The organism is Nonomuraea sp. NPDC050643 (assembly GCF_040654715.1).
Classification (GTDB): Bacteria; Actinomycetota; Actinomycetes; order Streptosporangiales; family Streptosporangiaceae; genus Nonomuraea.
Map to the genome: position 1 here is coordinate 171,817 of NZ_JBFAIM010000015.1, position 13,179 is coordinate 184,995.

General features: G+C 68.6%; 12 protein-coding genes. 6 read left to right on the forward strand and 6 right to left on the reverse strand.

Features of this window, described 5'->3' with window-relative positions; all coding sequences use genetic code 11:
* Positions 1 to 12 precede the first annotated feature (12 nt).
* Together AB0I15_RS22000 and AB0I15_RS22005 are read left to right on the forward strand one after the other, a co-directional pair.
* On the forward strand, positions 13 to 1,185 hold the full coding sequence (locus AB0I15_RS22000; RefSeq protein WP_358098294.1) for an alpha-hydroxy-acid oxidizing protein: 1,173 nt from the start codon (positions 13 to 15) through the stop codon (positions 1,183 to 1,185).
* Positions 1,182 to 1,925 (forward strand): SDR family oxidoreductase, encoded by a 744-nt coding sequence (locus AB0I15_RS22005; protein ID WP_358098297.1) that lies wholly within the window; start codon positions 1,182 to 1,184, stop codon positions 1,923 to 1,925. Before AB0I15_RS22000 ends, AB0I15_RS22005 begins: the two co-directional genes overlap by 4 nt.
* A gap of 157 nt (positions 1,926 to 2,082) precedes the next feature.
* Here AB0I15_RS22005 and AB0I15_RS22010 read toward each other — a convergent pair whose 3' ends face one another.
* Both AB0I15_RS22010 and AB0I15_RS22015 read right to left on the reverse strand, forming a co-directional pair.
* Positions 2,083 to 2,769 (reverse strand): response regulator transcription factor, encoded by a 687-nt coding sequence (locus AB0I15_RS22010; RefSeq protein ID WP_358098300.1) that lies wholly within the window; start codon positions 2,767 to 2,769, stop codon positions 2,083 to 2,085.
* Positions 2,766 to 4,010 carry a histidine kinase gene (locus tag AB0I15_RS22015; RefSeq protein ID WP_358098302.1) on the reverse strand — a complete coding sequence of 415 codons (1,245 nt, stop codon included), beginning with the start codon at positions 4,008 to 4,010 and terminating at the stop codon, positions 2,766 to 2,768. The genes AB0I15_RS22010 and AB0I15_RS22015 overlap by 4 nt, the downstream gene beginning before the upstream one ends.
* Positions 4,011 to 4,143: 133 nt before the next feature.
* Between AB0I15_RS22015 and AB0I15_RS22020 the strand changes: the two genes are divergently transcribed.
* The 4 genes from AB0I15_RS22020 (at position 4,144) to AB0I15_RS22035 (ending at position 8,468) form a co-directional block, all read left to right on the forward strand.
* Entirely contained in the window at positions 4,144 to 5,709 is a 1,566-nt protein-coding gene (locus AB0I15_RS22020) for a long-chain fatty acid--CoA ligase (protein ID WP_358098305.1), read from the forward strand.
* Between the two features lie 221 nt (positions 5,710 to 5,930).
* Positions 5,931 to 6,524 (forward strand): AAA family ATPase, encoded by a 594-nt coding sequence (locus AB0I15_RS22025; protein WP_358098308.1) that lies wholly within the window; start codon positions 5,931 to 5,933, stop codon positions 6,522 to 6,524.
* A 134-nt stretch (positions 6,525 to 6,658) separates the two neighbouring features.
* Positions 6,659 to 7,363, forward strand: a complete 705-nt coding sequence (locus AB0I15_RS22030; protein ID WP_358098311.1) for an RICIN domain-containing protein — start codon at positions 6,659 to 6,661, stop codon at positions 7,361 to 7,363.
* 574 nt (positions 7,364 to 7,937) lie between these two features.
* Entirely contained in the window at positions 7,938 to 8,468 is a 531-nt protein-coding gene (locus AB0I15_RS22035; RefSeq protein WP_358098314.1) for a hypothetical protein, read from the forward strand.
* A gap of 180 nt (positions 8,469 to 8,648) precedes the next feature.
* Here the strand turns inward: AB0I15_RS22035 and AB0I15_RS22040 are convergent, their stop codons facing one another.
* The 4 genes from AB0I15_RS22040 to AB0I15_RS22055 form a co-directional block, all read right to left on the reverse strand.
* Complete coding sequence (locus AB0I15_RS22040) at positions 8,649 to 9,407, reverse strand: DUF1963 domain-containing protein (RefSeq protein ID WP_358098317.1); 759 nt, start codon at positions 9,405 to 9,407, stop codon at positions 8,649 to 8,651.
* 661 nt (positions 9,408 to 10,068) lie between these two features.
* Positions 10,069 to 11,337 carry an MFS transporter gene (locus tag AB0I15_RS22045; protein ID WP_358098320.1) on the reverse strand — a complete coding sequence of 423 codons (1,269 nt, stop codon included), beginning with the start codon at positions 11,335 to 11,337 and terminating at the stop codon, positions 10,069 to 10,071.
* A gap of 27 nt (positions 11,338 to 11,364) precedes the next feature.
* Positions 11,365 to 12,153: a hypothetical protein gene (locus tag AB0I15_RS22050; RefSeq protein ID WP_358098323.1), complete on the reverse strand. Its 789-nt coding sequence runs from the start codon at positions 12,151 to 12,153 to the stop codon at positions 11,365 to 11,367.
* Positions 12,150 to 13,175 carry a Gfo/Idh/MocA family oxidoreductase gene (locus AB0I15_RS22055; protein WP_358098326.1) on the reverse strand — a complete coding sequence of 342 codons (1,026 nt, stop codon included), beginning with the start codon at positions 13,173 to 13,175 and terminating at the stop codon, positions 12,150 to 12,152. Before AB0I15_RS22055 ends, AB0I15_RS22050 begins: the two co-directional genes overlap by 4 nt.
* Positions 13,176 to 13,179: the final 4 nt, after the last annotated feature.

The following is a 13,179-nucleotide window of genomic DNA, read 5'->3' on the forward strand; positions in this document are numbered from 1 at the left end:
AGGGGGAATGGCATGACTCAGGCATTCGGTGACTATCAGCTGGAGATCTACTTCAACGCTCTGAGCGGGCGCGTCTCCGATTTCCCGATGGACTACGCGACCCTCGAAAGCCGAGCGGTCGCCGCGCTCGACCCGTCGTTGCGGTCCTACATCGCCGGCGGCGCAGGGGATGAGGCGACCCAACGTCGCAATGCCGACGCCTTCGCTCAGTGGGGGGTGGTGCCCCGGATGCTGGTCGGTGCCATCGACCGGGATCTGTCGGTGACGGCCTGGGGACATACCTTCCCCACACCGGTCTTCATGGCGCCGGTCGGTGTGATCGGCCTGGTGCCCCCTGACCGGCACGGTGATGTCGCCGTCGCCCAGGCGGCGGCCGCCACCGGTGTGCCGGCGATGTTCTCCACGCTCATGGAGGATCCGCTGGAGGACGTCATCCCGCATGCCGGCGAAACTCCGAGCTTCTTCCAGCTCTACACGCCCAAGGATCGTGATCTCGCGGCCAGCCTGATCGAGCGCGCGGTTCAGGCCGGCTATCGCGGGATCACCGTGACACTTGACACGTGGATCCCCGGCTGGCGGCCGAGAGACCTGGCTTCGGGCAACTTCCCGCAACTACGCGGGCACGTGCTGAAGAACTACACCAGCGATCCCGTCTTCCGCCGGCTCGTCGGTTCCAGCCAGGAGCCGCAGGCGATCGTGAGCACGTGGGCACGGATCTTCGGCAACCCACTGACCTGGGCCGACCTCGAATGGCTGCGCTCCCTGACCGATCTGCCGCTCATCCTCAAGGGCATCGCGCACCCGGACGACGCTCGTCGCGCCATCGACGCCGGCGTGGACGGCATCTACTGCTCCAACCACGGTGGCCGCCAGGCCAACGGCGGCCTCAGCGCCCTGGAGCTCCTGCCGGCGGTCGCCGCGGCCTGCGATGGCCGGGTCCCGGTTCTGTTCGACTCCGGGGTGCGCAGCGGGACCGACGTGGTCAAGGCACTCGGCCTTGGCGCCACCATGGTGGGCATAGGTCGCCCCTACGTCTACGGGCTTGCGCTCGGTGGCGTGCCCGGACTGATCCACCTGCTCCGGATGTTCCTGGCCGAGGCAGACCTGCTGATGGCCGTGAACGGCTACCCGAATCTCGCCGAAGTGCGGGCGAACATCCAGCGCGCGTCGGCGGCACAAGCATGACCACCACCGACATCGCCCTGGTCACGGGCGCGAACAAGGGCCTGGGCCACGAGATCGCGCGGCAACTCGCGGACCGCGGTATGCGGGTCTACCTCGGTGCCCGGGACGAGACCCGTGGCCTGGAGGCGGCCGATGATCTGGCCGCCGGCGGCGGCGATGTTCGATTCGTCCAGCTCGATGTCACCGACGCGGACTCGGTCACCGCCGCGGTCGCGACGATCGACGCCGAGTCCGGCCGCCTCGACGTCCTGGTCAACAACGCGGGCATCTCGAGCGAGATCGGCACCGCGGTCCCCGCCATCACCGCGGACCAGATGCGCGCCACCTTCGAGGTCAACGTCTTCGGCGTCGTCACCGTGACCTCGGCCTGCATCCCGCTGCTGCGCAAGTCGGCGAACGGGCGGATCGTCAACATGTCCAGTCGCCTGGGGTCGCTGACCGCCTTGAGCACCCCGGACAGCCGGCAGCGCAAGATCGGAGCACTCGCCTACAGCTCCTCCAAGGCCGCGCTCAACGTGCTCACGCTCCTGTACGCCGAGGCACTGCGAGCCGACGGCATCCAGGTCAACTCCGTCACTCCCGGCCGGGTACCGACCGACATCAATGCGTCCACCGACCGGCGCGGTGAACGCAGGCTGGCCGACGGTGCGGCGACTCCGGTCCACCTGGCCACGCTCCCCGCCGGGACCATGACGGGAACGTTTCGCGGGTCCGCGATCGACGAGTCGCCCGGGTGGTGACCGACCAAGCTCGGCGTCTTCCCTGACAAGGGCCGGACCGCCTCGTGCCGTGCTCACTCACCGGCCGGCCGCAGCCAGCCGCGCGACGCCCGCCAGGTCCCACGGCAAGTGGGACCTGGCGGTTCGACTCGACCTGGCGAACTCCAGGCGGATGACACTATTCGTCCAGTTCGTCAGTGACCCGGACGATGCCGTACCGGTAGGCGTAACGCACGGCGTGCACCCGATCGCGCAGCTTCAGTTTCGTGAGGATCCGTGACACGTGGGTCTTGACCGTTTCGTCGCCGATGTAGAGGGTCGCGGCGATCTCCTGATTGGTGAACCCCTCGGCGAGCAGCAGGAACACCTCGTGTTCGCGCGCGGTCAGCCGGGCCATCCCCGGTGGCAGCGTCTGGGTCGGCTGCGCGACCGGAGCGATCGCGTCGGCGATGCGTGGCGTGAGCCGCCGGACGACGGACGGGTCCACGTAGGAGTCGCCCCGAGCCGCGGCCCTGACCGCGGCGATGAGTTCCTCGGCGGGCAGGCTCTTGAGCACGAAGCCCTGCACTCCCGCGGTCAGGGCGCGATGCAGGTATTCGTCGCTGTCGTAGGTGGTGAGCATGAGGATTCGGACGCTGGTCAGTCCCGACGCCCTGATCTCGGCTGCTGCCGCGAGGCCGTCGAACTTGGGCATCCGGACGTCGAGGATCGCCAGGTCCGGGCGCAGCCGGAGCGTTTCTGAGACCGCGGCGCGCCCGTCTGCGACCTCGGCCACGCACTCCAGGTCCGGCTGGGTACTGAGGATGGCGCGCAACCCGGAGCGGAAGGCCGCGTGATCGTCGGCGATGAGTATGCGAGATGTCACTGGGCCTCTCCTGACGATGACGCGTCGAAGCATACGCTCACCCTGGTCTCCCAGGTCCTTCCGCTGCCGTCGGGTCCGTATGAGACGGTGCCGCCGAACAGGGCCACCCGGCTTCGGATCCCCACCAGCCCACGCCCGGCCGAGGGACGGTCGGCGCGCTCTGGCCGTGGTCCGATGCCGTTGCGCACGCTCAGCACCACGCAGTCCTCGCCGAAGTCGAGATCGACGTCCACCGTAGTCCCGTCTCCGTAGCGCAGCGCGTTGGTCAGCATCTCTTGGGCGATCCGGTACAGCGCGATGTCGACAGAACCGGACAACCTGCGCGGCATCCCGGCCACCTGGAACCGGATGGCCAGGCCCGACCGCCGGACACCGTCGAGCAGCTCGTCCAGATGGCCGAGGCCGACCTGGCTGGTCGAATCGGAGGTCCTGTGCAGGATGTCGAGCACCCGGCGGAGGTCGAGCATCGCCGATCGGCTGGACGCCTCGACGGCCGTGAGCGAGTCGATGATGTCCGGATCGGCGAACTCGGGCCGAGCGGAGAGCTTGAGACGAGCCGCACCCGTGTGCACACCGATCGCGCTCACGTGGTGGGAGATGACATCGTGCAGGTCACGCGCGATCGACGTCCTCAATCTCTCCGCGGCCCTCTCCATCTCGGCGGTGGCATCGCGCAACTCCATCTCGCGGCTGTGGTGCAGCTCCGCGAGGTAGCCACGGCGCGCTGAGGTGTACCGGCCGACCAGCCAAGGAATGAACGCGTCCTTCATGATCCCTGTGACGGCCGCGAGCATGTCGCCGGGACCGGCCACTGACTCCGCGATCGCCATTCCCGCCGCCAGCATGATGACGGCGCCGATGCTCGACCTGTCACGCAGCCAGGCACCCGTGCGGTACGCGGCGATCACGCCGCCGATCAGATCCCAGTCCGCGCCGGGAGTCGTCTGGAGCAGAACGGCCAAGCCGACAGCGGCGACCGCGTGCGCGGCGGCCACCTGCCCCGAGTATCGGGGAGGGAGCGCAAGCGCGGCATCCACGCACACAATGGCGACCAGCCCGCCGACCCGGAGCACGCCGGGCAGGGTGGGCGTCGCCACGACGAACATCACGACGTCGACCAGTAGGCAGGCAACGGCGATGAGCCGAGCCTGCCGTGCGAGCGACTGCATCACACCGGGCACTTCCCTTCGTCGCGCAGACCAGTGCGCAACGGGCGTACCGGCATTCTCAACATCGGCCATCTGCACCATCTACCATTGGCGCGCCGACGGATGAATCCCCCGATCAGGGGGCATGCCTCCCCGAATGGTGTGACGATCGCCCGGCACCGAAGTCTATAGGTTGGCGAAAACCCGGTCTTGTGATGGAGGGCCCGTGCCGTCGTACAACCTGTCCTCACTGCTCGAATCAAGCGCAGCCAGGTATCCCGACCGTGCCGCGATCGTTTTCGGCGAGACTCGCCTGACCTACGCCCAGGTCGACGGTGCGGCCAACCAGGTCGCCAACCTGCTGGTCTCCCGCGGTGTGAAGCCGGGCGACAAGATCGCCCTGATGATCCCCAACCTGCCGTTCTTCACGATCATCTACAACGGCATCCTCAAGGTCGGCGCCACCGTCGTGCCGCTCAACGTGCTGCTCAAGGGCCGCGAAGTCGCCTACCACCTCGGTGACTCGGACGCTGTCGCGCTGTTCGCCTTCCAGGGCACCCCCGAGCTGCCCATCGGCCGAGAGGCGTACGCCGGCTTCCAGGCCGCCGAGAGCACCAAGGACTTCTTCGTGGTGACCGCCGACCCGGCCGCGCCGAGCCCGATCGAGGGCACCGAGACCTTCGGCTCCGCCATCGCCGCGCAGCCGGCCACGTTCGACACGGTCGCCACCGACGAGGACGACACCGCCGTCATCCTCTACACCTCCGGCACCACCGGCCGGCCCAAGGGCGCCGAGCTGCGCCACCGCAACATGCGCGACAACGCGCTGGTCTCCGACCAGCTCTTCGGCGCCGACGAGACCAGCCCGGACACCTACCTGTGCGTGCTGCCGCTGTTCCACTCCTTCGGCCAGAGCGTCATCCAGAACGGCGCGGCCGCCTTCGGCGGCGTCGTGGTGATGCTGCCGCGGTTCGACCCGAAGGTTGCGCTCGGGCTGCTGCTCAAGGAGCGGGTCACCTTCTTCGCGGGCGTGCCGACGATGTTCTGGGGCCTGCTGGGCGCGCTCGACGAGAGCGTCGACGTGGTCACCATCGCCAGGAATCTGCGCACCGCCGCGGCCGGCGGCTCGGCGCTGCCGGTGGAGATCCACCACGAGTTCGAGAAGCGGTTCGGCGTCGTCATCGCCGAGGGCTACGGCCTCTCGGAGACCTCGCCGGTGGCGGCCTTCAAGCCGCGCGGCGCCGCCGCCCGAGCCGGCTCCATCGGCACCGCGATCCCCGGCGTCGAGCTCAAGCTCATCAAGCCGTCGAGCTGGGAGGAGATCGACTGGACGCCCGACGCCATCGGCGAGATCGCGATCAAGGGCCACAACGTCTTCAAGGGCTACTACGACCGCCCCGAGGCCACCGCCGAGGTGCTCACCGAGGAGGGCTGGTTCCGCTCCGGCGACCTGGCCAAGCGCGACGAGGACGGCTGGTACTACATCGTCGACCGGGCCAAGGAGATGATCATCCGCGGTGGCTTCAACGTCTACCCGCGCGAGATCGAGGAGGTCCTGCTCACCCACCCGGCGATCTCGCTGGCCGCCGTCATCGGCGTCCCGCACGAGTCCCACGGCGAGGAGATCAAGGCCGTGGTCGTGCTCAAGCCCGGCGTCACCGCCACGCCCGGCGAACTGGTGGAGTGGTCGAAGGAGAGGATGGCCGCCTACAAGTACCCCCGCGTCTTCGAGATCGTCGACGCCCTCCCCATGACCGCCACCGGCAAGATCCTCAAGCGCGAACTCTTGTAGCTGAACGACTCCCTCGTCCCTGCTTCTTCCGGCCGTAGCCCGCGGCGTACCGTCGTGAGCTGGAGTGCGCGGCGGCCGGCCGGGTGGCGCGCGATGAGCTGGTGCTTCATGAGGCCAAAGGAGGTCGCCTGACAGAAGTGTCGATCGCCCTGGTGACGAGTAGGGCGATCGGCTTGTCAACATGAGCCTGCCGATCCGGCTGAGATGGTTGGATCGGCTACGTGTCGAACACGAAGGCGAACGCGGCGACGCTCGTCATACTCCGCGGCAACTCCGGAAGCGGCAAAACGACCATCGCCAAAACCATCCAAACCCGACTTGGAAGAGGCACGGTCGCCAGGATCGGCCAAGACCAGCTCCGGAGAGAAATCCTGAAGGAATTGGACATCCAAGGAGGACTGGCGCCCGACTTCATCTGCCACATGGCCTCCTATCTCCTGGACAGGATGCCGGTCGTCCTGGTCGAGGGCATCATGGCCGGTACGCGCTACAAAGCCGCCCTCCAGACGCTCATCGACCAGCACCCAGGACGGACCCTGGTCTACTGGCTCGACGTCGAGTTCGCCGAAACCATCCAACGGCATGCCACGCGACCCCAGGCCACCGAATTCACACCCGAGGACATGGCCGGGTGGTACGTCCAAGACGACTGGCTCGGCCTGCCCGGGGAAGCCCTGATTCCTCAGGAGTCCTCGCTGGAAGAGACGATCCAGCGCATCTGCCGCGACATCGGCTTGCCCGCTCCCGGGCATGGCCGGATACGCATGCCCGGGCCGGGGCGTGAATTCACCGAGCGCGGCCGGTCAGGCCGATGACGGCCACGCCGTATCAGCCACATGGTTCCCGCACCTTGGGGCGACGGTGCACGTGCCAGACCCCGCGTTGTCGGGGACGACGATCACGATCGTGTTCGGCGAGCCGGTGAGCTCGTCAGGAGAGTCCAGGGTCGTTGCCGGTACAGAGCGGAAGATGCCGAGTCGGCGTCGTCATCGACGACACGGCCTACTTCACCGTGCACGGCTTCTCCAGCAACGGCAACGGCAACGACATGCCGGGACTGGTGAACCGCATCCGGACCCAGATGGCCCTCGCCGGGCTCGACTGGGTCGTCATGGGTGACTTCAACCGCGAGCCGGACCAGTTGCGTACCGGACTGAACGCCACTCCGCCGAGCAACGGCACCGTGATCACCGACGCGCCGTTCGACCCGGCCCGCGCGCAGGAGGAGGCACAGGAGTGGAAGCTGTACGCGATGCCGGAGTACAACGGCTACGTCCGCCTGCTCAGCCGGATCAGCGGCCACTACCTGGGCCAAGAGGGCGGGGCCCGCAACTCGCGTGTCGTGCAGTGGCCGCGCGAGTCCCCCGACCAGCTATGGCTGCCCACCTACCAGGGCGACGGCATCTGGACGCTGCGAAACCAGGTCACCGGCCAGATGCTGACGGCGCAAGCGGGCGGCGCGGCAGTTGTGGGCCGCGACTTCGACGATTCCGCCGCCCAGCGCTGGTTCCTGCAGAACCCGCAGACGGTGACCGGCGCGGTGGAACTCGGCCTGGCCGAGCCGACCACCACCACCCAGTTCGTCGTGGACGTACGCAGAGCGGAGACCGCAGAGGACACCCCGGCGGTCCTTGGCCAACCTCGTCGTCGGTGACCTGCCCCGAGCCCCGAGCCCCGGAGATCGAACACGAATTCCTTCCCTTCTGCCAGATGCTGTCGAGAGACATAGCACGACCGGCGTCCCAGTGGCGAGGAATGGAACGGTGCACGGTGCCTTTACGGCGCGCGACATTCTCAGGACAGTATTAAGACAGTGATCTGGCCGCCATGCTCTGGCCTCGACGTTTTGATTCATTCGTGCCCGCAGGCACGGCTATTCGGCTGAAGGCCGCTGAAACATCCATTATCTTTCCTCATGCTGTCGTGAATCTTTCGCAATCTGGACAGCCGCCGGATGTGGTTCAATCTCTTCGCGCGGAACGGTTGGGGTGTGCTATACATCTCGACAGCTATAAATCGACTGGCGAAACGCGAAGCGTAAGTTTCGGAATCGTGACTTGCCGTGGCAGCGCGGACGATCGTGCTGGCCCGGGAAACGCCGTGCAAAAGGCCGAGCCCGGCTAAGCTCGGCCGGTTTCTGCGCGAAGCCTGCTTCGGGGGCAGGGTCGCTCACCCATGAACAGCGGCAGGTCTCGTCCGACACGCCAACAACCTGGAGAAGGCTCTCAATGTCCATGCACGAACAGCAGTATCCCCCCGTCCACGATCACACGTCGCCGTCCGGCGCGGCCCCGGGCCGCCCCGCCGCCCTGACCCGGGCCGTAGGTGCCGCCATCGCCGCCGCAGCACTCAACCTGGTGAGCGCGGCCGGGATCCTCATCTCGGGGATGCAGGTGGTCCGGGAGCAGATCGCCTCGAGTTCCAGCGGCGAGACACGGGTCACCCCGGAGATGGTCGATCCCTCATCCGAGCGGGCCCAGTCGCTGCACACCATCTACTCCTCGATGGCGTACGGCACGATCTTCTGGTCTCTCGTGCTGATCCTGCTCGCATGGCTGGCGCTGCGCGGCGGTCGCGCCACCCGGATCTTCTCGGTGGTGATCCTCATCATCTCCCTGCTGGTGAAGGCCCTGGACCTGCTCATCGCCATGCCGGTCCTGGCGCTGATCTGCGACGCGCTCTTCGCGGTGGTGGCGCTGGCCGCGATCGTGCTGCTCTTCCGGTCCGGCAACACCGCCAACCGCCGCAGGACGAGATAGGACCAGTCCTCACAGCCGGCGTGGAAAAGGTGCGAGGCGATCCTGCCGACGGTGGGGACACCGCAGTACGGTTCCCATCGTCGGCATGCACTCGGACCTTGCGCGCCCGCTACCCGCAGCACACCACCGATCACCCCGACGACTTCGAGGGGTGGTTGGAACCAACCCGGTTCGTCTTGCTCAGTTGAGAAAGAAAAGGTGCTCAATTGGGCGATCGGGGCAGGAACGGCACTCGAAGAGGTACACATCGCCCCCGCCCGACACCATCAGGCCGTGCGGGCTCTCTGCGGCCGCGGCTCGTTCGGACTCCGAAAGGTAGATTTTCGGTCCGCTGTCGTCGTCAGGTCGGTCTTCCACCGGGAGCCAGGTCCGCCAGGACTCTCCGTCGAATTCAGCATGCGTCACCGTCAGAAGATGGTGGCTGGGCTGCCCGCATCTCTCACAGCTGAACCAGGTCGTTGAGCCGTTCCATCCGCGCGGATGACCACCGACTTTGGTGCCGGGGGCCGTACTGAGATGGTAGAAGTAATCCCACCCGGAAGCCTCCTCCAACCGGCGTACTCGGTCGTCGATCTCGTTGCGCAGTTCCTGCGGTATGTCGTCCCAGTCGGGGTATTCCGTCACCTGCTCCGGGTGCACCACGCAGGGAGTGGGAACGTGACCCTCGGGAGCGTCAGCGGGCTCCGGGGGCGCGAGGAGCACCTGGCGGACGTCTGCCGTGTTCCTCCAGTGCACCTGCGGCAGGGGGCAGCGCTCGGCGGGCTCCTCTCCGTGGTTGAACGGGCACCACAGCACTTGGAGCAGATCGCTTCCCTGCGGGAACGGCACACCAGGCGCGTCCGCCGCGTAGAGCTGCACGACCGGCACCATGGGCACCACGGCCTCGTGACGGGTGGCATCCTCCAGGCCGTCGTCGTAGTAGTGCTCCTCGGCGCACAAGGGCCACGGTTCGTCGGTGGGCCACCTCAGCGGCCCACCGACAGAGCTGTCCTCGTATGACGGGGTTCCCACACGTGGATGCAGGCGGAGCGCGTTTCTACCGAGCGGCTGCAACTCGGGACAGAGTTCTTCCACAGCAAGTGGCCGAGGCGGAGTATGACGGGCCATCGTTCACTCTTCCGATGAGAATATTCCCTTCCGGACGCGACGACCTTACCGACTGACTCCGACAGTTCCGGCGCACTGATGGTGCCGCCGCTGGGCAAGGTCGGGTGGCGAAACGGACTCACGCGTGGCTGAACGGCTACGGCGCCGCACCGAAAAGGATCGCAAGGTCGCAGACTTCGCCGCTATCTCGCCGCAATGTTCGTGAGGGTACAGACGTACGCTTTTCTGCTGGTGGAACACCCGCGGTGGCCGGTGTCGGAAGGACGGCTTGCGAGTCCGTGGCGAGATGGCATCGCGATCGCCCTATGGGAGCGGTGGGCGTCGAGTTCCGCGGGCCCTATGGGAGGAAACCCATGGACGGTGGGCAGGCAGCCGTACGGGCAGAGTTCGCCTGACGGTGCGGGGGCCTGCTTGAAGCGGTTCTGCTGCCATGACGGCCAATCCGTTGCCGCCGGACAGGGCACCAGGAGATGCCGCCCGAAGGCAACGCGGGTCAGCGGACCTGGCGGATGGGCAGGACGGTCAGGGCGCCGAGGACGGCGAAGCCCAGGGCGGCGGTGAAGGCTGCGGGGTAGTTCTGGGTTCCGCCGCCGATGGTGAGGAAGAGCGGGGCGATCAGCGGCGCCAGCGACTGGGGGAGTGAGTTGGCGATCTGGAAGACGCCCAGGTCCTTGGCCGCGTTGTCCGGGTTGGGCAGGACGCGGACGACCAGCGCCATGTCGACGGCCATGTAGGTTCCGGTGCCGAGTCCGAGGATCGCCGAGCCGATCAGGTATTGGGGGTAGGTGGTGGTCCAGCCGAGTGTCAGCAGGCCGACGCCCATGATGAGGGAGGCGACGAGGACGAAGATCTTGCGGCGCCCGGTCCGATCGGACAGCCAGCCGCCGAGCGTGGCGGTGGTCACGGAGGCCGCGGTGAAGACCAGCGTGGCGATGAAGACCAGTGACACCGCCTCGGCGGGGCTGTAGCCGAGCCGGTCGGTGATGACGTAGAAGCCGAAGGTGATTTTGAAGGCGTTCCCGGTGAAGATCAGGAAGCGCCCGGCGAAGGCCCAGCCGAAGTCGCGGTGGGCGAAGGGGTTGACCCACAGGCTGCGCAGCAGGTCAAGCAGGCGGAACGGACTGAGCGTGCCGGGGTCGGCGGGACGGTCGGGTAGGAAGACGATGAGCAGCCCGAGGGCGACGAAGGCGAACAGGCCCGGCAACAGGAACATGAGCGACGTGCTGCCGACGGCCATCGCGGTCAGGGCGGTGCCGACCAGGACGCCGATGTTGCTCATCGGGCCGAGGATGCCGGAGACCCGGCCGCGCTGCTTCTCGGGCACGTGGTCGGGGATGATGGCGTTGAGCGCGGCCTGCGCGGCGTTGTAGCCGACCTGGGTGACGCACCAGCCGAGCAGGATCGTCGGTACGTTCTGCGCGATGGCCATGATGAGCAGCCCGACGGCCCCGGCCAGGGCCCCGCCGGCGAGCCAGGGGCGGCGGCGGCCGAAGCGGCTGGTGGTGCGGTCGGACAGGTTGCCCCAGATCGGGGTGATCGCCATGGACAGGAACGCGCCTGCCGACAGGATGAGTCCCAGGCTGGCGGCCTTGCCCTCGGGGTCGACGGCGCCGACCTTGACCGACAGGGTCACCGCGATCGGCGTGAGCAGGCCGGCCCAGAGACCGAGCTGGCCCAGCGCGTACAGGGCGATGAAACGGATGCCGACGGGCGTGGCGGGCTCTTCCTCAGCGGAGAGGGCGGGGGGTGGTGAAGCGGTCACGGCGGCCTCCAGGAAGTCGCGGGTTGCTCAGGAGGGGAGGAGGTGGAGGTCTTCGGCCAGGTCGCGCAGGCCGTACGACGGCGCGGCGCCGCCGGTGGCGGCGGCGGCGTGCAACTGGCGCCAGGAGGCGCGGGCCGCGCTCTCGTAGACGGTGGGCAACCGCTGTTCGCCATGCGCGTCGGTGCGGACGACGCCGGCCGGGCGTGCGGTGGCGGGGTCGGGGAGGGACAGGCGCCATTGCACGACGGGGCCGAGCAGGCTCAGCCGGGCGCGCCGCTGGGTGGCGTGCGGGGAGACGGCGGCGGACAGGTGGACGGGCACGTGGCCGAGCCGGGCGTGCGCGATGTGCCCGTGGTCGTCGGCTTGGAGCAGTTCGAGGTCGGCCGCGGGTCCGAGCGTGGTGCGCAGGAGCGCGAGCTGGTCCAGCAGGACGTCCGGCTGCCCGGGCGGGACGGTGGCGTTCAGTTCGATGAGCGCCGCCTGACCGAGGTCCTGGCGCAGGGTGTCGGCGGCCGCGGCGAGCGCCGGGTTGAGCGCCCAGATCGCGGCCACGACCACGGGGATGCCCGCCGCCGCGGCGTGGTCGGCGAGGCCGCGTACCCGGTCGGCGTCACCCCGCGTCACCGAGGTCAGCAGGATGCCGCGAGGCATGTCGGCGAGGGCGGTGGCCAGGGCGTCCAGGCCGGCGACGGCCAGGACGGCGCCGCCGGTGACGACCGGGCGGAAGTCCTTGGGCAGCGAGGCGAGGACGGCGTGGAGCGCCGGGTGGTCGGCGTCCCCGCCGAGGGTCACGGGGATGGGGATGGGGTCGGTCACGCGGTGGCTCCTTGGAGCAGTTCGAGGTCGGCGGCACGGTTGGCGAGATCCAGCGCGTAGGCCAGGTCGGCGGCGACGTCGGCCATGCCGTAGCGGACGGGTTCGGCGCCGGTCGCCAGGGCCGCCAGGTGCCGCCATTCGCCGGTGTAGCCGTTGTCGGGGTACGGCCCGAAGACCCGCGTGCCCTCGGCCGTGCGCAGTTCGGCCGTGGCGGAGCCGGCGCGCACGTAGGAGGGAGGGAAGTCCAGCCGGAGCTCGCCGTCGTCGCCCCACACCTCGAAGGTCCACTCCTCGCGCCAGCCGCCGTGCAGGTAACCGACGAGCTCGGCGGTCCGCCCGCCGCCCTGGAAGGTCAGCAGGTAGCCGAACGGCTTGAGCGCCCGGACGAGGCCGACCTGTTCGATCTCCGGCAGGAAGCGCCGTACCAGCGGAAGGTTGTGAATGGCCAGGCCGAGGATCGCGTTGCGGACGGCCGCGGCCGGGCCACCGCTCGGGGCCGGGAACACGGGGTCGGCGTGGAGTTGTGTGGCCACCGACTCGAAGCGCGCGTTGGGCGGCAGGACGATGCGCGAGCGTACCCGGTGGGCGGTTTCCGGGAGATCGCCCCAGGCCCGCTCTGCGGCCAGCCATGCCGGGTCGTGGGTGTGCATGGCGCCCACCACGATGGGGACGTCGCTGCTCCTGCTCGCCTCGGTGATCGCGCGGGCCTCGTCGAGGGTGGTGGCCAGCGGCTTCTCCACCAGGACGGCCTTCTTGCCCGCGCGGCAGGCGGCTTGTGCCTGCTCGGCGTGGAAGGGGTGCGGGCTGCACACGGCCACGACGTCCACGGCGGGGTCGGCGAGCAGGTCCTCGACGGTGGTGCTTTGCGCGGCTCCGGCGCGGGCGGCCACCTCTGCGGCCGTGGCGGCGTCGACGTCCATGACGTGCGCCACGCGGAGCCGGTCGGACAGGCCCGCGATCGCGGGCAGGTGGATGGCCTGGGTGACCGGGCCTGCTCCGATGATTCCGATGCCGAGCGTCATCGGC

Excerpts from the sequence above, each read along its gene's own strand:
- AB0I15_RS22055 (WP_358098326.1), bottom strand. The coding sequence starts at position 13,175 with ATGACGCTCGGCATCGGAATCATCGGAGCAGGCCCGGTCACCCAGGCC.
- AB0I15_RS22015 (WP_358098302.1), bottom strand. The coding sequence starts at position 4,010 with ATGGCCGATGTTGAGAATGCCGGTACGCCCGTTGCGCACTGGTCTGCG.
- AB0I15_RS22005 (WP_358098297.1), top strand. The coding sequence starts at position 1,182 with ATGACCACCACCGACATCGCCCTGGTCACGGGCGCGAACAAGGGCCTG.
- AB0I15_RS22000 (WP_358098294.1), top strand. The coding sequence starts at position 13 with ATGACTCAGGCATTCGGTGACTATCAGCTGGAGATCTACTTCAACGCT.
- AB0I15_RS22035 (WP_358098314.1), top strand. The coding sequence starts at position 7,938 with ATGTCCATGCACGAACAGCAGTATCCCCCCGTCCACGATCACACGTCG.